19 protein-coding genes and 1 pseudogene are annotated in these 17,549 nt (G+C 70.4%); 9 read left to right on the forward strand and 11 right to left on the reverse strand.

Annotated features, from left to right (window positions below):
- Window positions 1–170: 170 nt before the first annotated feature.
- From ACE101_RS11935 to ACE101_RS11950, 4 genes are all read right to left on the reverse strand, one after another.
- Window positions 171–1,034 (reverse strand): HpcH/HpaI aldolase/citrate lyase family protein, encoded by an 864-nt coding sequence (locus ACE101_RS11935; RefSeq protein ID WP_379138605.1) that lies wholly within the window; start codon window positions 1,032–1,034, stop codon window positions 171–173.
- Between the two features lie 2 nt (window positions 1,035–1,036).
- A complete protein-coding gene (locus ACE101_RS11940; RefSeq protein ID WP_379129488.1) occupies window positions 1,037–2,212 on the reverse strand; it encodes a CaiB/BaiF CoA transferase family protein in 1,176 nt (391 codons plus the stop codon).
- A gap of 155 nt (window positions 2,213–2,367) precedes the next feature.
- Window positions 2,368–3,300 carry a LysR substrate-binding domain-containing protein gene (locus ACE101_RS11945; RefSeq protein ID WP_379129491.1) on the reverse strand — a complete coding sequence of 311 codons (933 nt, stop codon included), beginning with the start codon at window positions 3,298–3,300 and terminating at the stop codon, window positions 2,368–2,370.
- Between the two features lie 429 nt (window positions 3,301–3,729).
- A complete protein-coding gene (locus tag ACE101_RS11950; RefSeq protein ID WP_379129493.1) occupies window positions 3,730–3,897 on the reverse strand; it encodes a hypothetical protein in 168 nt (55 codons plus the stop codon).
- Window positions 3,898–4,136: 239 nt separating this feature from the next.
- On the opposite strand from ACE101_RS11950, the gene ACE101_RS11955 reads away from it, so the two are divergent.
- From ACE101_RS11955 to ACE101_RS11985, 7 genes and pseudogenes are all read left to right on the forward strand, one after another.
- On the forward strand, window positions 4,137–4,508 hold the full coding sequence (locus tag ACE101_RS11955; protein WP_379129496.1) for a tRNA-binding protein: 372 nt from the start codon (window positions 4,137–4,139) through the stop codon (window positions 4,506–4,508).
- A gap of 343 nt (window positions 4,509–4,851) precedes the next feature.
- Entirely contained in the window at window positions 4,852–5,271 is a 420-nt protein-coding gene (locus ACE101_RS11960; RefSeq protein WP_379126108.1) for a winged helix-turn-helix domain-containing protein, read from the forward strand.
- A 17-nt stretch (window positions 5,272–5,288) separates the two neighbouring features.
- Window positions 5,289–5,825 (forward strand): annotated as a pseudogene (locus tag ACE101_RS11965) (IS630 family transposase); the annotation flags it as partial.
- Between the two features lie 566 nt (window positions 5,826–6,391).
- Entirely contained in the window at window positions 6,392–7,195 is an 804-nt protein-coding gene (locus ACE101_RS11970; protein WP_379129498.1) for a MetQ/NlpA family ABC transporter substrate-binding protein, read from the forward strand.
- A 25-nt stretch (window positions 7,196–7,220) separates the two neighbouring features.
- The gene (locus ACE101_RS11975; RefSeq protein WP_379129500.1) at window positions 7,221–8,357 is read left to right on the forward strand and encodes a methionine ABC transporter ATP-binding protein; all 1,137 of its coding nucleotides are present in this window, start codon (window positions 7,221–7,223) and stop codon (window positions 8,355–8,357) included.
- On the forward strand, window positions 8,350–9,003 hold the full coding sequence (locus ACE101_RS11980) for a methionine ABC transporter permease (RefSeq protein ID WP_379129502.1): 654 nt from the start codon (window positions 8,350–8,352) through the stop codon (window positions 9,001–9,003). The genes ACE101_RS11975 and ACE101_RS11980 overlap by 8 nt, the downstream gene beginning before the upstream one ends.
- 41 nt (window positions 9,004–9,044) lie before the next feature.
- Window positions 9,045–10,421 carry an LLM class flavin-dependent oxidoreductase gene (locus tag ACE101_RS11985; RefSeq protein ID WP_379129505.1) on the forward strand — a complete coding sequence of 459 codons (1,377 nt, stop codon included), beginning with the start codon at window positions 9,045–9,047 and terminating at the stop codon, window positions 10,419–10,421.
- 29 nt (window positions 10,422–10,450) lie between these two features.
- Here the strand turns inward: ACE101_RS11985 and pepT are convergent, their stop codons facing one another.
- Window positions 10,451–11,686 carry a peptidase T gene (pepT, locus tag ACE101_RS11990; protein ID WP_379129507.1) on the reverse strand — a complete coding sequence of 412 codons (1,236 nt, stop codon included), beginning with the start codon at window positions 11,684–11,686 and terminating at the stop codon, window positions 10,451–10,453.
- Window positions 11,687–12,037: 351 nt separating this feature from the next.
- Here pepT and ACE101_RS11995 point away from each other — a divergent pair, with 351 nt between their 5' ends.
- The gene (locus tag ACE101_RS11995; RefSeq protein WP_379129509.1) at window positions 12,038–12,451 is read left to right on the forward strand and encodes a PaaI family thioesterase; all 414 of its coding nucleotides are present in this window, start codon (window positions 12,038–12,040) and stop codon (window positions 12,449–12,451) included.
- Between the two features lie 119 nt (window positions 12,452–12,570).
- Here ACE101_RS11995 and ACE101_RS12000 read toward each other — a convergent pair whose 3' ends face one another.
- The 3 genes from ACE101_RS12000 to ACE101_RS12010 form a co-directional block, all read right to left on the reverse strand.
- Entirely contained in the window at window positions 12,571–13,164 is a 594-nt protein-coding gene (locus ACE101_RS12000) for an invasion associated locus B family protein (RefSeq protein ID WP_379129511.1), read from the reverse strand.
- Complete coding sequence (locus ACE101_RS12005) at window positions 13,164–13,946, reverse strand: SapC family protein (protein ID WP_379129514.1); 783 nt, start codon at window positions 13,944–13,946, stop codon at window positions 13,164–13,166. The genes ACE101_RS12000 and ACE101_RS12005 overlap by 1 nt, the downstream gene beginning before the upstream one ends.
- A gap of 315 nt (window positions 13,947–14,261) precedes the next feature.
- Window positions 14,262–14,513, reverse strand: a complete 252-nt coding sequence (locus ACE101_RS12010) for a hypothetical protein (RefSeq protein WP_379129516.1) — start codon at window positions 14,511–14,513, stop codon at window positions 14,262–14,264.
- A gap of 64 nt (window positions 14,514–14,577) precedes the next feature.
- Between ACE101_RS12010 and ACE101_RS12015 the strand changes: the two genes are divergently transcribed.
- Window positions 14,578–15,468, forward strand: coding sequence for an HpcH/HpaI aldolase/citrate lyase family protein (locus tag ACE101_RS12015; RefSeq protein ID WP_379129519.1), 891 nt, complete (start codon window positions 14,578–14,580; stop codon window positions 15,466–15,468).
- 135 nt (window positions 15,469–15,603) lie between these two features.
- Here ACE101_RS12015 and ACE101_RS12020 read toward each other — a convergent pair whose 3' ends face one another.
- The 3 genes from ACE101_RS12020 to ACE101_RS12030 all read right to left on the reverse strand — a co-directional run bounded on the left by ACE101_RS12020 (window position 15,604) and on the right by ACE101_RS12030 (window position 17,280).
- Window positions 15,604–16,410 (reverse strand): lytic transglycosylase domain-containing protein, encoded by an 807-nt coding sequence (locus ACE101_RS12020; protein WP_379129521.1) that lies wholly within the window; start codon window positions 16,408–16,410, stop codon window positions 15,604–15,606.
- Between the two features lie 118 nt (window positions 16,411–16,528).
- On the reverse strand, window positions 16,529–16,681 hold the full coding sequence (locus tag ACE101_RS12025; RefSeq protein WP_379129523.1) for a hypothetical protein: 153 nt from the start codon (window positions 16,679–16,681) through the stop codon (window positions 16,529–16,531).
- Between the two features lie 386 nt (window positions 16,682–17,067).
- Entirely contained in the window at window positions 17,068–17,280 is a 213-nt protein-coding gene (locus ACE101_RS12030; protein WP_441005378.1) for a dodecin, read from the reverse strand.
- Window positions 17,281–17,549: the final 269 nt, after the last annotated feature.

Here is a 17,549-nt window from a genome sequence, read left to right on the forward strand (position 1 = left end):
GGCGGCGAACGCGATGCGGCAACGGCAAGCTCGGCAGAATTGCCATGTCGTTCTTCCCAAGCGAACTTGCCAAGCAAACCTGCGTCGGAAGGCTGCGCTTCATCCGCTTGGGATTCCGATGCATTGCAGATTTTGTCACAAAACCGGTGACCAGATCGTGCGAAGCCCGTTTAGCCCACCGGTTGGGTCGCGTCGGGCGAGATCGCGAGCACGCGGCGGGCGAGCTTCAGATGGGCGATGTCGATCATCTTGCCGTCGAGCGTGGCGACCCCCGCCCCGTTCCCCTCCAGGAGCCGGACCACCGCGGTCGCCCACGCGACGCGCTCCGGCGGCGGCGTGAAGGCGGCCGCCACCGCCTCGAGCTGATTGGGATGGATGCAGAGCTTGCCCGAGAAGCCGTCCGCCGCGCCGGCCTGCGCCTCGGCGCCAAGGCCGGCCGGGTCGCGCGGATCGGGGAAGGGCGTGTCGATCGCCGCCACGCCGGCGGCGGCCGCCGCGATCAGCAGCCGGTCGCGGGCCGCCGCGATCGGGGCCGCGAGCGTCCCGTCGCCGCGGCGCGGCACGATGCCGAGATCGGCCGACAGGTCCTCGGCCCCGAAGCAGAGGGCGCGCAGCCGCGGCGACACGCCGGCGTAATCCATGCGCTGCAGGGAGGCCGCCGTCTCCGTCGCGAGGAGGAGCACGGCGACGCTCCCCGCCGCGAGGCCGCCCACCGCCTCCAGGACGTCGATCTGCCCCGAGAGCACCGAGAGGTCGGCCGGCCCGGCGCATTTCGGCAGCAGGATCGCGGCCGGCCGCGCCGGCACGATCGCCGCGAGGTCGTCGAGGTGCCAGGCCGTCTCGCGCGGGTTGATCCGGACGATCAGGTGATCGGGCCGGGCCCGCAGCGCCGCCACGGCCGCCTCGCGCGCGGCCGCCTTGCCGGCGGGGGCGACGCTGTCCTCGAGATCGAGGATGACGCGATCGGCCCCCGATGCGACCGCCTTCTCGACCTTGCGCGGGGAATCGGCCGGGGCGAACAGGAGGGAGCGCATCCTCACCGCACGTCCTCCCGCCCGAGTTCGGCTTCCACGTCGCCCTCGTCCTGCCCGAGCCGCGGCGCGAGGCGCCGGATCCGGCCCGGCGTGCGCGACAGCCGCGGGAAGGGGGCGTGCATCGGGACCGGACCGAGATCCGGATCCTCGACCTCCACCAGCACGCCGCGGCCCTGCACGTGGGGGTCGAGCGCGAAGCCCGCCGGGTCGTAGACCGGGCCGACCGTCACCTCCGCCTGCGCGAAATAGGCGAGGTTCTCGGCGAGGTCGCGCTGGGCGATGAAGCCGCCCACGATCGCGTCGACCTCGTCGACGTTGTCGAGCCGGGCGGAGTTCGTGGCGAAGCGCGGGTCGCCGATCATGTCCGGACGGCCGATGGCCCCGAAGAGCCGCGCGGCCATGTCCTGCGTCGAGGCCGACAGGGCGATCCACTCGCCGTCGCGGGTCCGGTAGACGTTCCGGGGCGCGGTGATGCTGACCCGGTTGCCGATGCGGGAGGGCGAGCGGCCCGTCAGCCGGTGGATCGCGGCGTCCGGGCCCAGCGTCGCGTGCAGGGGCTCCAGCAGCGACAGATCGACGACCTGCCCGAGGCCGTCCGGCCGCTCGGCGACCCGGAGGGCGGCCAGGGTCGCGAAGGCGCCCGACAGGCCGGCCACCATGTCCGCGAGCGCGAGGTTCGGCAGGGCGGGCGGCTTGTCGGCGAAGCCGTTCTTGGCCGCAAAGCCGCTCATGGCCTCGATGAGGGAGCCGAAGCCCGGCCGCTGGGCGTAGGGCCCCGTCTGGCCGAAGCCGCTGATCCGGACGATCACGAGCTTCGGGTTGAGGCCGAGCAGGATGTCGGGACCGAAGCCCGCGGCCTCCATGACGCCGGGGCGGAAGCCCTCGACCAGAACCTGGGCCGTCGTCACCAGCCGGCGCAAGGTGGCCTTGCCCTCGGCGCTCTTCAGGTCGAGCCGGATCGAGCGCTTGTTGCGGCTGTAGACCTTCCACCAGGCCGAGATGCCGTTCTCCTGCCAGTGGCGCAGCGGATCGCCCTTGCCCGGTTCGAGCTTGATCACGTCGGCGCCGAAATCGGCCAGTTGCAGGCTCAGCATGTTGCCGGCCACGAGGCGCGACAGATCGAGCACCCGGATGCCGGAGAGCGGTCCGTCCGCCATCATCGAGGACATCGTGCTCATGATCCGCTCCGGCCGGAGCGTACCCGCGTGCGAGGGCGCGACGTGCGGACCATTGTGCCTCCCCGGCGCTTCTTGTTGATCGCGTGTGAGGGGCATCCTGACCGACCCGGCTATGCGGATCGAGAAGGATTTTACGGGGTGGCCATCGTGAAAACTTATGGCTCCGCGAGGACGGCTCCGCCCCATGCCCCGCTCTCGACCAGACGGCGCATCTCCGCGACCATCAGGTCGGCCACGAGCGCGGTGGGACCGACGAAGGGCTGGTCGGCCGCGTAGCACAGCCCGAGCGGCCGGGTGATGGCGGGCTCCACGATGCGGATCATGGCCGGGCGCTGCGCGTCGTCGATCCCCGACAGGGCCGAGACCGGCAGGATGGTGGCGGCGAGACCGGAGGCGGCCACCTTGCGCATGGTGGGCAGGCTGTCGACATCCGCGATCACGTTGAGCGCGAACCCCTCCTGCGCGAAGGCCGCCTCGATCATCGTCCGCAGCGTGTGGGTCGGGCTCGGCATCACCAGCGGAAGCTGGGAGACCGCCCGCATGGTGATGGACGCGGCGGGCATCGACCCTGCCTTCGTCACGAGGAACAATTCCTCGCGGAGGATCGGCCGCACCGTCAATCCGGGACTGGAACGGTCGCGGTACAGGACCGCGAGTTCGAGCCGATGCCGGGCGATCAACTCGTGGAGGTAGCCGGAGAGACTCTCGAACAGCTCCGGCCGGATGCCCGGATACCGGTTGAGGATCGCGCCCAGCAGGGGATGCGCCAGGATGGTGGCGACGCTCGTCGGGAGCCCGATCGCCACGCGCCCGATGACCTTGACCGGTCCCGTGAGATCGGCGACCGCTCCCTCCACCTGGCGCAGGATCGTGCGCGCGTGGCGATAGAAGCGGTCACCGGCCTCGGTCGGGTAAACCCCCCGGGGCGTCCGGGTGAGAAGCTCGTTCCTCAGGCTGGCTTCGAGCTGGGCGATCTGCTGGCTCAGGGCCGGCTGCGCGACGTTCAGGTGGGATGCCGCCCGGGACAAGCTGCCCCAATCGACCGCGGCGACGAAGAAGCGGAGCTGCTTCAGGGTTGGTGTGGACATCACGAGAGGCCGATCGGCAATCGATCGGCACCCTAACCGCTCCGATACAGCTCCGAAAGGCAAGCCACGATCATCGATCCGGGGTGTTGTTCATCGGCTGCCATCCGCTTGATTGATCGAAACTGCATTGCGGGTGATGACCGGCCCGAGGGATCGACGGCAGCCCTCCCGGTGCCGCCCGCGATGAACATCTCGGCGAGCCCCGTCGAGGCGGGGCGGATCGTCCGCGCGTCCCGCGGCCCGCGCGTTGCGCACCAGCCAGGGTCGCGGGCAGGCGGCCTGGCATCCCGTGCAGCCCGACGGCTCTCCGGTGAGGCGCGGCCGGTCCGCGGGGATCGTCCGACGGAGCGGATCCCGGTTCGTCGCGGACGATGCGGTGACATCAAAAACCGAGGGCAGCGCCCGATCGCCGCGTGATCGGGCGCTGCCCTAGCGGCGCGAGGTCCTGGACAGATCGAGCGGCAGCCGCAGCTCCGCATCGAGGCTGGAGGCGAGCCGCCGCGCCTGCTCGGGATTCAACCCGCGAACGAGCGGCTGCTCGCCGCGGAACAAGGTGAAGGTGCCGTCTGCGCTGGCCTGAAGACGGATCTTTTCCATCGGCAGCTCCCTGGCCGTCCTGCGGCGAAATTTAACTTAGATTGCATCTGCGCCGTCAAACCGTGGATACCCGATCGGCTCACGCGGGCGTGAGCCCGCATTGCGAATCGTCGCTCGTGCTTTGGTGCAAAGCGTTGCGCTGGCAGCGGGCGCCTCCACGGGCCGCATGGCACCGCGGGCCGGCCGGGGAGGGGACAAGGTTCTTGTCGGAGGGGATGCCATGGCCGATAGAGGGCGCCATGACCGCAGCTCACCCCTCCGAAACGCCGCCCGCCCCGCAAACCAGCTTCGACACCTTTCTTGCGGTCGACATCCGCGTCGGCACGATCATCGCGGCGGAACCCTACCCCGAGGCCCGCAAGCCGGCCCTCAAGCTCGTGATCGACTTCGGTCCGGTCATCGGACACAAGCGGACGAGCGCGCAGATCACCACGCACTACCAGCCGGACGCGCTGATCGGGCGGCAGGTGGCAGGCGTGGTCAATTTCCCGTCCCGGCAGATCGGCAAGTTCAAGTCCGAAGTGCTGACGCTCGGTTTTCCCGACGAGGCGGGCGCCGTGGTGCTCGTCACGCCGGACCGCCCCGTACCGAATGGCAGCCGCCTCTTCTGATACGGTTTCCGGAAGATCACTTTCGGAAACCGTATCACGAGCCCGCGCGGCGCCTGAGCGAGGCCGGTTTCCGCATCGCGAAGCGATCATCCGGAAACCGTATGAGGGCCTGTTTGACGGCTCCCGGCAATCGCGGCCGGCAAGACCCTTCGTCTCATACCGGCGCGCGATTGAGGTGACTCGGATGGGTGTTCCCCGGGAAGGAAGCAGCTGATTCAATTGGCTCCTGCCTGAGCGGGAGGTCGGAATGGGACGCGGTTTGCCAATCCGGGAGGATGTCGCGACGCCGACTGAGTTGAGGCGGCGGGCCAGGAAAGAGCCTCGCCGTTCGACAGCGCAGCGGATGCTGGCGATCGCCAATGCGCTGGAAGGCATGAGCCGCGCCGAGGCGGCACGGGCGGCCGGGATGGAGCGCCAAGCTCTGCGCGATGCGGTGATCCGGTTCAATGCCGAGGGGCTGGCCGGGCTGGTGGATCGTCCGCACGGCCACAGGCGAGAGATCCTCAGCGAGGGTGAGCAAGCAGTTCTGGTGCATCGGATCCTGGTTGGGCCAGATCCCGAGCAAGGGGAGCCGTCGAGTTGGACGCTGCCGGACCTCTGCCGTTTCATCGAGGAGCGGTTCGACAAGACGATGTGCCCGCAATCCATGTCGCGGGTCGTGCGTCGGCTCGGGCTGTCGAAGCAGAAGGCCAGGCCCGTTCACCCGAAGCGGAACGCCCGTGCGGCGGCCGCTTTCGCCAAAGGGGGCTTCGCACCGCCGTAGCGGCGGCGGCCCAAGCCCATCCGGACAAGACGATCGCGCTCTGGTTCATGGACGAGGCGCGCGTGGGCCAGAAGGGCCGGACCGGCCATCGCTGGTGGGTGCGCGGCCAACGCCCGCCAGGGCTGTGCGACAAGCGCTTCGCCTCAGCCTACATCTTCGCAGCCGTGCGGCCCGCCACAGGCGAGGAGTTCGCCCTCGTGCTGCCGCGGGTCTGCACTCAGGCCATGGATCGCTTCCTGGCCGACTTTGCGGCCAGCATCCCAGCCGACACCCACGCTGTGATGGTGCTGGACGGTGCGGGCTGGCACGATCCGCGCGCGGTGACGCTCCCGCCCAACCTCACCCTCGTGCCGCTGCCGCCCTACAGTCCCGAGCTGAACCCGGTCGAGCGTGTCTGGCTCTACCTGCGCGAGCGCTACCTCTCCCATCGGCTCCTCGCCGACGACGAGGCCGTCGTCGAGGCGTGCTGCCGGGCCTGGACTGCGCTCGCGGCAGAGACCGGCCGCATCAAGTCCCTCTGCGCCTACCCCTACCTGAAACAGATCAGTTCATAAGCGCGGCGGTATCACGCGCGCTCATTCCGAGGGTGAGCGTGGGAGAGGCTGCGCCATCAACCGGACGGGCGCTGTGCGTTCGCCGAAGTCCCGCTCGGCTCGATGTCCAATGGCGCGAACACCCTGGCGCGCCCCGGATCTCCCGCCTCGGTTGCCGATGGCTGCAGCCGAGTCCGCCCCGTGGCGCCAAGTCGCCGACGAGCGTCGGACTCGGTCATCTCCGGGCAGTAAAATAATCATCTCCTTCTGCGCAATAAGAAAATATAAAATACTATTTCTCGACGGCAATTTGGAATTGCGCGGAGTCGATGCTGCGGGATAACCAGTTGGCCGACGATCGTCGGCCCGGATCTCTGCAGCATGCCAGATCTGAGGATTTCCGTGTTCTTTGTACGTCCCGTCGCCTGTGATGCCGGCCGCGCGCATCCGGCTCGCGAGCGGAGGCCGGGAGAACATGGCGTCCGGGCGGGCGATCCGATCGGGCGACGCCTTCGCAAGGGGCTGCTCACCCCGGGGCCGCTTGCCGGTGCCGATCCTCTCCGTTTTCCTGCAACGAGACTGAATTCATGACTTCGCGTTTCCTCGCCGGCATCGTTCTCGCTTTCGTCGGCCTCGCCTCCCCCGCCCTGGCGCAGGGGATCAAGGTCGGCGTCGTGCCCGGCGTCTACGCCGATTCCGTCATCGCCGCGGCCGAGGAGGCCAAGGCCCAGGGGCTCGACGTGCAGGTGGTCGAGTTCTCCGACTGGACGACGCCGAACGTCGCGCTCGCGGCGGGCGACCTCGACCTGAACTACTTCCAGAACAAGCTCTTCGCCGAGAATGCCAGCCGCCAGCGCGGCTATCGCTTCGCCGAGATCGGCCTCGGCACCCTGCTCAATGTCGGGCTCTACTCGCTGAAGCACAAATCCTTCGAGGAGATCCCCAGCCGCGGCACGGTCGCGGTCCCGAACGATCCCGTGAACCAGGGCCGGGCCCTGCTGCTCCTCGCCAAGGCCGGGCTGATCCGGCTGAAGGACGGGGTCGGCGCCATGGGGACCCTCGACGACATCACCGGGAACCCGAAGAGGCTGACCTTTCGGGAGGTCGAAGGGCCGCAGCTCGCCCGCGTGACCGGCGACGTCGACCTCGCGGTCGGCTACCCGCACTTCATCATCGCCTCCAGGGCCTTCGATCCCGGCAGCGCGCTCCTCTTCTCGGGGCTCGACGACGTGGATTACGCCGTCCGCTTCTATGCCAACCGGGACCGGGCCGAAGACCCGAGATTCCAGAAGTTCGTCAGGATCTACCAGACCTCGCCGAAGGTGCGGGCCGCCATCTCGAAGGGGTTTGCCGACAACCCGAAGCTCTACTCGATCGTCTGGAAGAACTGAGCGGCATTCCGGACAGGAGGGCACCATGGTCGGGCAAACCATCGCGCTCGCGCGCCGCAGCCTCTTCCCGGCCGCGGCGGACCGCGCCGTCTCCCGGGTGCGCGGGGCGGCCGGGGCGAGGCCCGCCCCACGCCGGGCGGGCTCCGTGCGCTTCGAGGGGGTCGGCAAGACCTATCGGTCGGCGGCCGGGGAGGTTCGGGCGCTCGCGGGCATCGACGTCGCGGTGCCGGAGGGCGGCATCTTCGGCATCATCGGCCGCTCGGGGGCGGGCAAGTCGAGCCTGCTGCGCCTCGTCAACCGGCTGGAGAGCCCGACCGAGGGCCGGGTCTTGGTCGATGGCGAGGACGTCGCGACCTTCGACGGGGAGGCGCTGATCGCCCTGCGCCGCCGCGTCGGGATGATCTTCCAGCACTTCAACCTGCTGTCGGCGAAGACGGTGCGCGACAACGTCGCCCTGCCGCTGCGCGTCTCGGGGGTTCCGGGCCCCGAGATCGCCCGGCGCGTGGACGACGTGCTGCGCCTCGTCGGCCTGGAGGGCAAGCACGATGCGCATCCGTCGCGCCTGTCCGGCGGGCAGAAGCAGCGCGTCGGCATCGCCCGCGCCCTCGTCAGCGGGCCGGAGATCCTGCTCTGCGACGAGGCGACCTCGGCCCTCGATCCCGAGACGACGCTGCAGATCCTCACGCTCCTCAAGGACATCAACCGCCGTCTCGGGCTGACCATCGTGCTGATCACCCACGAGATGAGCGTCATCCGGGAGATCTGCGACCACGTGCTCGTGCTCGACCGCGGGCGTGTGGCGGAGACCGGCCCGGTCTGGCAGGTCTTCGGCGATCCGCGCCACGACGCCACCAGGGCCCTGCTCCAGCCCCTCGCGCGGGGGCTGCCGGAGGATCTGGCCGGCCGGCTGCGTCCGGACCGCCGGCTCGCGCAGGCCGAAGAGGCGGTGATCGCCCTGCGCTTCACGGGCGCCACGGAGCCCGACCTCGCGGCGCTCGCCGGACGCTTCGGGGGCGCCCTGCGCCTCCTGGATGCCACCCTCGACCGGATCGACGGCCACAGCCAGGGCCGCCTGCTCGTCGCCGCACGCCTCGCACCGGGGGAGCCGCTCGGCGACCTCTCGGCCCTCGCCCAGGAAACACGGGTTCTCGGCTATGTCTGACGCGATGCTCGCCCGCCTGGGACAGGCGTTCCTCGACACGATCGCGATGGTCGGCGTCTCCGCCGGCATCGCGCTCCTCGCCGGCATACCCCTGGCGCTCTTCCTCGTCCTGTCGAGCCCCGGCGGCATCGTCGCCGCGCCCGCCGCCCACCGGGCGGTCGCCGCCGTCGTCAACGGGTTCCGCGCCACGCCCTTCATCGTCCTGCTCGTGGCCCTGCTGCCGCTGACGCGGCTCCTCACCGGCACGACGATCGGCGTCTGGGCCGCGATCGTGCCGCTCTCGGTCTCCGCGACGCCCTTCTTCGCCCGCATCGCCGAGGTGTCGCTGCGCGAGGTCGATGCCGGCCTCATCGAAGCCGCCCAGGCGATGGGGTGCCGGCGCCGGCACATCGTGCGCCACGTGCTGCTGCCCGAGGCCCTGCCGGGGCTCGTCGGCGGCTTCACCATCACCCTCGTCAGCATGATCGGCGCCTCGGCCATGGCCGGCGCGGTCGGCGCCGGCGGGCTCGGCGACCTCGCGATCCGCTACGGCTACCAGCGCTTCGACACCACGGTGATGGCGATCGTCATCGCCGTCCTCGTGGCGCTCGTCTGCCTCGTCCAGTTCGCCGGCGACGCCGCCGTCCGGCGCCTGCGCGTGCGGTGAGCGCCCCTCCACCCGTTCCGTTCCGGCCGTGAGCGTCCCGTATGAATACCCGCAAAGACATCCTGCTCAACGCCTTCACGATGAACTGCGTCGGCCACATCAATCACGGCCTGTGGACGCATCCCCGCGACCGGTCCCACGAATACACGCGGCTCGATTACTGGATCGAGACGGCGAGGATCCTTGAGGAGGGATTGTTCGATGCCGTCTTCATCGCCGATATCATCGGCGTCTACGACGTCTACCGGAACTCGATCGATCTCACGGCGCGGGAGAGCATCCAGCTCCCGGTCAACGACCCGACCTTGCTCGTGCCCGCCATGGCGGCGGCGACGCGCCATCTCGGTTTCGGCGTCACCGTCAACGTCGCGGTCGAGCATCCCTACACCTTCGCCCGCCGCGTCTCGACCCTCGACCATCTGACGAACGGGCGGGTCGGCTGGAACGTGGTGACGGGCTATCTCGACAGCGCTGCCCGCGCCGTCGGGCAGGCGGCCATGGCCGAGCACGACGCGCGCTACGACCGGGCCGACGATTATCTCGACCTCCTCTACAAGCTCTGGGAAACGAGCTGGGAGGATGGGGCGGTGCGGCGGGACCGTGCGGCCCGGCTCTATGCCGACCCGGGAAAGATCCACCCGATCCGCCATGACGGGCCGTTCTACGCCTCGCAGGGTTACCATCTCGCCGAGCCGTCGCCGCAGCGCACGCCCGTCCTCTATCAGGCCGGCACCTCCGGGCGCGGCCAGCGGTTCGCGGCGCGTCACGCCGAATGCGTGTTCATCATGGCGTCCGATCCGGAGAGCGCCCGCAAGACCTCGCGCCAGCTGCGCGAGGCGGTGGTGGCGGCCGGGCGCCGGCCCGACGACATCCGCATCCTCGCCGGCCTCACCGTGGTGACCGGCGAGACGGATGCCGTCGCCGCCGACCGCCTCGCGGAGTACCTCGCCTACGCCAACCCCGAGGCGGGGCTGGCCCATTTCGCCTCCGGCAGCGGCATCGACTTCTCCCGCTACGGGCTCGACGACGCGATCACCTACGGGCCGACCAACGGCATCCAATCGACCACGGCCGCCGCCCGGCAGCGCCGGCTGACCAAGCGCCAGCTTCTGGACGGGCTCGCGCTCGGCGGCCGCTATCCGCTGATCGTCGGCAGCGGCGAGAGCGTGGCGGCCGAGATGCAGCGCTGGGTGGAGGAGGGCGAGATCGACGGCTTCAATCTCACCCGCACCGTCGCCCCCGAGAGCTGGCGGGACTTCATCCGCTGGGTGGTGCCGGCGCTGCAGGAGCGCGGCCTCTACAAGACGGCCTATCGTGAGGGCACCCTGCGCCGCCGGATCTTCGGGGAGGGCGACCATCTGCCGGAACGGCACAGAGGCAGGCAGCTCCGCGAGGCCGCCCGCATCGCGGCCGCCTGAGCGGGGCCTGCCCGCCCCTGTGCGCCGCGTCAGGTCCGGGGATGGTCGGGAGCCAGCCGGCAGATCGCGCCGGCCACCGCGTAGGCCGTCTCGAAGGCCGGGACCGGCAGGCATTCGTAGCGCGAGTGGAAGTTCAGGCCGCCCGTGAAGAAGTTCGGCGTGGGCAGGCCGCGCGCGGAGAGCGCCGACCCGTCCGTGCCGCCCCGCATCGCGAGGGGCTTGGGCGTGACGCCGACCTCCGCCAGGGCCGCGAAGAGCAGATCCACGCAGCGACGATCGCCGCCGAGGCTGTCGGCGATGTTGCCGTAGGTGTCGCTGATCCGGCAGGCGACGCGCCCGGTGGGATAGCGGGCCGCGATCTCCTCGGCGACGGCGGCGAGCCGCCGCTTGCGCGCCGCGAAGCTCTCCCGGTCGAAGTCGCGCACCATCGCCGTGAGGCGCGCCTGCGCAGCCTGCGCGACGAGGTCGTGGAACCAGACGTAGCCCTCGCGGCCCGCCGTGCGCTCGGGCGTCTCGGCCCGGTCGAAGGCGGCGATGAAGTCGTGGGCCATGAGAAGCGGGTTGACCATCACGCCCTTGGCCGACATCGGGTGCGCGGTCACGCCCGTGAAGACGATCTCGGCCGAGGCGGCGTTGAAGGTCTCGGTGACGACCTCCCCCACCTCGGTCGCGTCGATCGTGTAGGCGAAGTCGCAGGGGAAACGGGCGAGGTCGAGCGCCTTCGCCCCGCGCAGCCCGATCTCCTCGTCGGGCACGAAGGCGACGTGAATGTCGCCGTGGCGATCCTCCGGGCCGAGATCGGCCAGCAGCGTCATGATGATGGCGATCGCGGCCTTGTCGTCGGCACCGAGCACGCTGGTCCCGTCGCTGAAGATCACGTCGGCGCCGACCCAGGGGTCGAGTTCGGGATGCTCGGCCGCGCGCAGCCAGATGTCCTGCTCCGGGTTGAGGCAGAGATCCGCCCCCTCGTAGCGCCGCAGCTGCGGATGCACGACCGGCGAGAGGCCCACATCCACGGTGTCGAGATGGGCGATGAAGCCGATGCGGGGAGCGCCCGGCACGGTCCCGGGCTTCTTCGCGGTGACGGTGGCGCAGGCGTCGATCACGACGTCGGCGAGGCCGAGATCGCGCAGGTCCGCCGCGAGCAGCGCGGCGAGGCGCTGCTGGCCCGGCGTGCTCGGCAGCGCCGTCGCGCGGGCATCGCTCTGGCTCTCGACCGCCACGTAGCGCAGGAAGCGCTCGATCAGCTGCGCACGAATGTCCATCGGGTCGGATGCTCCGTTCCTGCCGCCGCGTGCTTGCGCATACGACCGCGGAGGCCGATTGTCATACGGTTTCCGGATGATCGCTTCGCGATGCGGAAACCGGCCTCGCTCAGGCGCCGCGCGGGCTCGTGATACGGTTTCCGAAAGTGATCTTCCGGAAACCGTATCACAGGCCGATGAGACGGATGGGCGTCGATCCCGCGCGGGACGTTGCGCCGGTGCGACAGCACGGATCGCCGCGCCCACCATGCCGGCTCCGGTGCGGGCCGCGGAGCGGATCCTGCCGGAGGGTCTGGCGGGCAGGATGCGACGATGGGACAAGGCATCCATGCGCCACCGGAGACCTGCGCCGTGACAGCCCCCTTCGACCCGGCCGCGGCCGGTTGGCACACCGTCGAGATGTCCGAATTCATGGACCTGATCGGACCGGTCTGGCAGCGCCGCAGCGATGACGGCATGCTCTACGGCCTGCTCGTCGCGGAGAAGCACCGGAACCGCAACGGGGTCGCCCATGGCGGCGTGATGGCGACGCTCCTCGACATGGCGATCGGCCGCACCGCGTCGGACGCCCAGGGCGGTCGCAAGCAGGCGACCATCGGCCTCGACGTGCAGTTCCTGGCTCCCGTGCAGGTCGGCGATTTCCTCGTCGCCGCGTGCCGCACGGTGCGGGCCACGCGCACGATCATGTTCATGCATGGGGAGTTGCGCGTCGGGGATCGCGTCTGCGCCGTCGCGCAGGGGACCTGGAAGATCCTGGGTGCCTGAGCGGAACCGCCTGATGCGATCCCGCCCGGGTCCCCGGGTTCGCGTCATCCGCCGAAGCGGCGGCCCTCCCGGCGGACGAGGCTTGAGCCCGGGCCCATCCCCGGCCGCCGGTCGCTGGATCAGCGCTCCCTGGCGAGCGCGTCGAGCGCCGGGCCGAGCCCGCGGAACGAGACCGGGATCCCCAACTCCCGCCCCGCCGCGTCCTTGAACGCGAGCCGGCCCGTCCCCACGCCGTCCCGCCAGCGCTTCAGCGCCTCATCCTCGGCCGGCCCGTCCGCGAGGCAGCCCCCCGGCACGCAGCGCCGCCACGCGAGGTCCAGCGCCCCGGCCTCCTTGCCGTCCTTGTCGTCGCCCGACACCCGCACCCCCGAGGGGAAGCTCACGCTCACCGGCAGCAGCGCCGTCACGCGCAAGCCCGTCTCGCCCGCCGGGCGTCCGATCGCGACCTGCGCGATCGGCGCGGCCTGACCCTGGATCTGCATCGCCTGCGACGCCTCGCACAGGCGCACCGGCTTCTCACCCTCGGCCAGGCGCTGGCAGCGCAGTACCCAATCCCCGAAGCTCGCCGTGGTCAGCCCCGGCTCGGCCGATACCGCCGGAGGGCTCGCCGGGGCGGCCGCGGGCCTGGTCGGACCCGGCTGCGCCGCGGCGGCGCCCGCGAGGAGGCCGAGGGCGGCGAGGGCCGTCCGGCCGGGGATCATCGCGATCGACATCAGGCGCCGGCTTCGAGCGGGGCCGCAGGCGAGGACGGCTGTCCCGGCACCGCGAAGGTCAGGGTGAAGTCGGCTACCGTCTGCAGGCTGACCAGATGCGCGTAGACCGCCGCCAGGACGCCCTCCCGGCGCAGACGCGCGACGCCCTCCTCCGGCAGGGCGCCGAGCGCCGCCTCGTCGACGCCCATGACCCCGTGCAGGGTGTGCCCCTCGCCCGTCGCCGGGTCCTGGCCCTGGACGGTCAGGGCGCGCAGCAGCCCGAGATCCTGCAGCGTCCGCCCGAACGCCGTGGTGCGCCGGGCAGCCTCGGCATACTCGACCACGAGGCGCACCCGCTCCTGCAGCAGCGGCGTGTCGCTGCCGTCCGCGGCGAAGAGGGGCTGGCGGCCGCTCTCCTCCGCGTCGGAGGCGGGGCCGACCAGCGCCGCGTCGGCATCGTCCAGGCAGATGACGGGCGGGGCGCCCTCGGTCTCGCCGAGGATGAAGGGGTAGCGGCGCAGATAGGCCGGCAGGTAGCGGCCGGTCCAGGCGCCCTCGCCGTCGATCAGCGCGGAGCGGCCGGGGACGAGACCGGTGAGGAAGACCGGGGTTGGGCCGAGGCTCTCGGGCAGGAACAGGATGGGAAGATGACGGCAGGCGGCGGCGAACTCGTCGACGACGGCCGGGACGAGGTGGCTGGCCCGCGCGAAGGCGAAACGCTGCGGGTTGGCGAGGCTCCAGGTGCGGTGGGCGTCGCGGTCGAGGGGCACGACCGAGCGGTAGAACAGGGGCAGGGTGCTCATCGGATGATCCGGGTGCGAGGGGCGGAGCCGCAATCACGGCGCGGGCGGGTTTGCGGCGGCCTGGGGCCGGCTGGGGCGACGAAGCAGGAGCCGGTGCCGGTGAGGCAGGCGGCGGGGCTGTCGACGCGCGGATCGCTGAAGGACGCTCCGCTCGCCCCGGGCTCGCCGACTGCCACATCGCCGCCGGCGGGGGAAGCGGCGTCGGGTCGGCCTGGATGGCCTGCGTGATCGTGCTGTCCGGGATCGGCGCGAGGCTGTCGCCGTTCACCAGGCCCTGGCTGCCGATCGTGTCGGTCAGGTCCGCGCCGCGGCACCTCACCGCATGGTGGGCCGAGGCCGCCATCGGGCGAGGCCGGCCTCGCACTTCTGGAACTCCGGCCGGGCGCCGAGCCGCGGGAGCGGCTCCGGGCCGTCGATCCCGAAGCCGGCACTGAGGCGGCCGGAGATCACGCCGTCGGTGGGCAGGAGCCGGACGAAGTCGTCACCGGTGCGGGCGATGGGCGGGGAGAGGCGTTCGCCGGGGTCGAGGGGCACACAGCGGAACCAGTTGCGGGGGACGGCCGACATGATGCCTTGTCGCTGCACCACCCCCGCGGCACGATCCGCCCCTCTTCAGGAAAGGCTCGAACAGATGCGTCGACCGATCGCGGCTCGGAGGACCTGGATGTTCGTGGCGGGCGCCGACGAGGCGGCCTTGCACGCCGCAGCCCGGTCGGGAGCCGACGTGCTCATCCAGGATCTGGAGGATTTCACGCCCGCCCATCTCAAGGTCAGGGCGCGGCTCCTCTGCCGGCCGACCGTTCAGGCTTGGCGTGACGCGGGTGCGATCCCGGCCGTTCGCGTCAACCCGCTCGAACATGTCGGCTACGAGGATCTCGCCGCGGCCATGCAGGCCGGGGCCCAGGCGATCCTGCTGGCCAAGACCGCCAGCCCCGACCAGATCCTCGCCCTCGACCGCCAGATCACCCGGCATGAGCGCGATCACGGCATTCCGGTCGGGTCGACCGAGATCATCCCCAACATCGAGACCGCGGCAGCTCTGATCCGTGTGGTGCCTCTCGCCGAGGCCAGCTCCCGTGTCACGGCGATGCTGATGGCGAGCGAGGACATGGCGGCCGATCTCGGCGTCGCGCGCACCCCCGGCTCCGAAGAGCTGGCTTATCCGAGGTCTCGGTTCCTCGTGGAATGCATCGCGGCCCAGGTGCTGGCCATCGACTGCCCGTTCACCTTTTCCCGCCGCGAGGACATCGAGCGGGATCTCGACTTCGCCGTCGCGCGGGGGTTCAAGGCGAAGGCCCTGGTCGATCCCGGCCAAGTCGGCCTCGTCAACGCCCGGCTGACCCCGTCGGAGCAGCAGATCGAGGAGGCCCTTCGCCTGATCGCGGTGTTCGAGAAGGCCCGCGCCGAGGGAGCCCGGCAGCCCGAACTGGATGGCCATCGCATCGAGGTGCCCAGCTACAAGGCCGCTCAACGTCTCCTGGATCGGGCCGCCCTGTTCGGATTGCGGCCCGCGGCCACCTGAGCGAGCCGGGCGGCCTGCGCGGAATTCGGCATCGGATCGCGAGAGGGCGGGGTCCGACCTTCCCCCGCCGACGCTTCAGCCTCCACGCCGTCGCAACGTCGGCGCCGAACCGGCGACCTCTTCGGCGCGCGGCGCTCAGGGCCGTCTCGACAATTCCGTGACGGCAGCCCCATCGCCGCCGTTGCGCCAATCATCGGCCGGTCGCCCGGTGATTCTCGTCACGTAGTCCCGCGTTTCCCTGGGCAGGGCCGAGCGGCCTTGCAGCCAATCGCGTACGCGGCGGGGCCCCGCGTTGTAAGCCGCCGCGGCCAATCCGAGGCTGCCGAACCGCGTCCGGTATTCCTTCAGGAGTTCCGCCGATTTCGGGATCGCTTCGAACGGGTTGAACGGATCCAAGAGCCCGCGCTCGCCAGCCGTCGCCGGCATGAACTGCGCAACGCCCTGCGCCCCCGCCCGGCTGACCGCCTGATGGTTCAGGCCGCTCTCCTGCTTCAGAAGCCGGAGCAGGAAGTCCGCCGGGATGTCGTTGGCTGCCGCGGATCGCTCGATGAAATCCGTCATACGCTGCCGGTCGCCGAAGAAGGCGGCCGACCAGGCATCCTCGATCGTGGGGACGCTCAGCCGCCCGGCGATTACCGCGTCTCCGATTCCGGCGGCCCGGCTCGCATAGGAATGTGCGGCGCCGCCCGGCATCGAATCCGCGACGATGCGCGGGATGACCACGTCCGGAATGCTCGGCGTCGCAATGACCGCCGCATCCGAAGATCCGCCGCCACGATCCGTTGGGAACAGCCCCACCGGGGCCAGCAACATCAACACGGCCCAACCGGCCGGACGCAGGGCAGCCCGGCTCGGCACCGCGCCGACGGCCATCCGCCTCAAGACGCACCGAGCAACGCCGGCCCGGTATTCCTGCACACTTCTCTGCCGCAGAGCGCGCATGATGAGCTCCAGGCTGAATTGATCAGCTGAAGAAGCGGACGGAAGCCTCTCATGCCAAGCTTGCATGCCCGATGTGCTGGTACAAGTGAGGGCAATGGGTTGAACACACCCGATGTCGTCAGCCCGCCGAGGAGTCCCACGCGATGGGTTGACCGCGGCGCCCGAGGCGGTTGTCCTCTGAACTGCGTGAGTTCATGAACTTGTAACCTTGAAAGAGCGGAAACGCCCCGGCGATCATGATCACGGCACCGGTCGCCAACAGCACCTCCATCCCACAGCCTCCTGCTTGTCGCCCGCTCATCCCGGCGGTTGGTCCAGGCACAGTGAGGCAGAGGGGCCTCGCGCAAGTTTTCATTTGTTAAGAAACACTTGAGCCGCGCACGAACGCCAAGCGTTGTAGCGCAGGTGCCACACGGTCGAATCGCCGCCGGGTCCGGACTGCCGGCACCATCGCGGCGGGGGCGAGCATCCGGGCATCATCCGCCGCAGCGGTCGCCGGTCCGGAGAATGGTGCAGGAACAAGAACACCATCAGAATTCATGTGTTCAATTCCGCCTGACGCATGATCCGAGCGCGTTGCGGCCGGATCACGCGTCAGGTTGATGCTTGCGCCGCATTCCCAGGGGTGATGCGGCATCCGCTTCGTCGGGCGCTGCTCTAGCGGTCGTCCAGCCGGAAGCCGACCTTCAGCGTGACTTGAAAATGGGCGATCTTGCCGTCATCGACGTGTCCGCGCGTCTCGACGACCTGGAACCAGCCGATATGGCGCAGGGTCTTGGCCGCGTCCGCGACGGCATTTCTGATGGCATCATCCGAACTCGTGGCGGATGTGCCGACAACCTCCACGACGCGATAGGTATGCTCCGACATGATGCGTCCTTCCTGGTGTCACCGAGGGGCGCTCTGGACGAGCGGGGTGGTCTGCGAGCCGGCACCGGAGACGCTCAGGCCTTCACGGCGTGGGAGCACCGCGCCGGGATCGAGAGCGAGCGGTTGGGCGGACGGGCTCCGACGACCACGGGCATGGTACAACTCCGGCGGCGGACCGGGAGGGCAGTGCCGTGCGGGACGTGCGATCACCATCATCCTCGGATGCTAGCGTGATCGTGCGGGGCGGGCTCCGGCCATGTCCCGAGCTT

The sequence above is a fragment of the Methylobacterium carpenticola genome (assembly GCF_042748905.1).
GTDB classification, from domain to species: domain Bacteria; phylum Pseudomonadota; class Alphaproteobacteria; order Rhizobiales; family Beijerinckiaceae; genus Methylobacterium; species Methylobacterium carpenticola.

Excerpts from the sequence above, each read along its gene's own strand:
- ACE101_RS11970 (WP_379129498.1), top strand. The coding sequence starts at position 6,392 with ATGACTTCGCGTTTCCTCGCCGGCATCGTTCTCGCTTTCGTCGGCCTC.
- ACE101_RS11950 (WP_379129493.1), bottom strand. The coding sequence starts at position 3,897 with ATGGAAAAGATCCGTCTTCAGGCCAGCGCAGACGGCACCTTCACCTTG.
- ACE101_RS11975 (WP_379129500.1), top strand. The coding sequence starts at position 7,221 with ATGGTCGGGCAAACCATCGCGCTCGCGCGCCGCAGCCTCTTCCCGGCC.
- ACE101_RS11985 (WP_379129505.1), top strand. The coding sequence starts at position 9,045 with ATGAATACCCGCAAAGACATCCTGCTCAACGCCTTCACGATGAACTGC.
- ACE101_RS12000 (WP_379129511.1), bottom strand. The coding sequence starts at position 13,164 with ATGTCGATCGCGATGATCCCCGGCCGGACGGCCCTCGCCGCCCTCGGC.
- ACE101_RS11945 (WP_379129491.1), bottom strand. The coding sequence starts at position 3,300 with ATGTCCACACCAACCCTGAAGCAGCTCCGCTTCTTCGTCGCCGCGGTC.
- ACE101_RS12015 (WP_379129519.1), top strand. The coding sequence starts at position 14,578 with ATGCGTCGACCGATCGCGGCTCGGAGGACCTGGATGTTCGTGGCGGGC.
- ACE101_RS11935 (WP_379138605.1), bottom strand. The coding sequence starts at position 1,034 with ATGCGCTCCCTCCTGTTCGCCCCGGCCGATTCCCCGCGCAAGGTCGAG.
- pepT (WP_379129507.1), bottom strand. The coding sequence starts at position 11,686 with ATGGACATTCGTGCGCAGCTGATCGAGCGCTTCCTGCGCTACGTGGCG.
- ACE101_RS12005 (WP_379129514.1), bottom strand. The coding sequence starts at position 13,946 with ATGAGCACCCTGCCCCTGTTCTACCGCTCGGTCGTGCCCCTCGACCGC.
- ACE101_RS12030 (WP_441005378.1), bottom strand. The coding sequence starts at position 17,280 with ATGTCGGAGCATACCTATCGCGTCGTGGAGGTTGTCGGCACATCCGCC.
- ACE101_RS11960 (WP_379126108.1), top strand. The coding sequence starts at position 4,852 with ATGCTGGCGATCGCCAATGCGCTGGAAGGCATGAGCCGCGCCGAGGCG.
- ACE101_RS11940 (WP_379129488.1), bottom strand. The coding sequence starts at position 2,212 with ATGAGCACGATGTCCTCGATGATGGCGGACGGACCGCTCTCCGGCATC.
- ACE101_RS12010 (WP_379129516.1), bottom strand. The coding sequence starts at position 14,513 with ATGTCGGCCGTCCCCCGCAACTGGTTCCGCTGTGTGCCCCTCGACCCC.
- ACE101_RS11980 (WP_379129502.1), top strand. The coding sequence starts at position 8,350 with ATGTCTGACGCGATGCTCGCCCGCCTGGGACAGGCGTTCCTCGACACG.
- ACE101_RS12020 (WP_379129521.1), bottom strand. The coding sequence starts at position 16,410 with ATGCGCGCTCTGCGGCAGAGAAGTGTGCAGGAATACCGGGCCGGCGTT.
- ACE101_RS12025 (WP_379129523.1), bottom strand. The coding sequence starts at position 16,681 with ATGGAGGTGCTGTTGGCGACCGGTGCCGTGATCATGATCGCCGGGGCG.
- ACE101_RS11955 (WP_379129496.1), top strand. The coding sequence starts at position 4,137 with ATGACCGCAGCTCACCCCTCCGAAACGCCGCCCGCCCCGCAAACCAGC.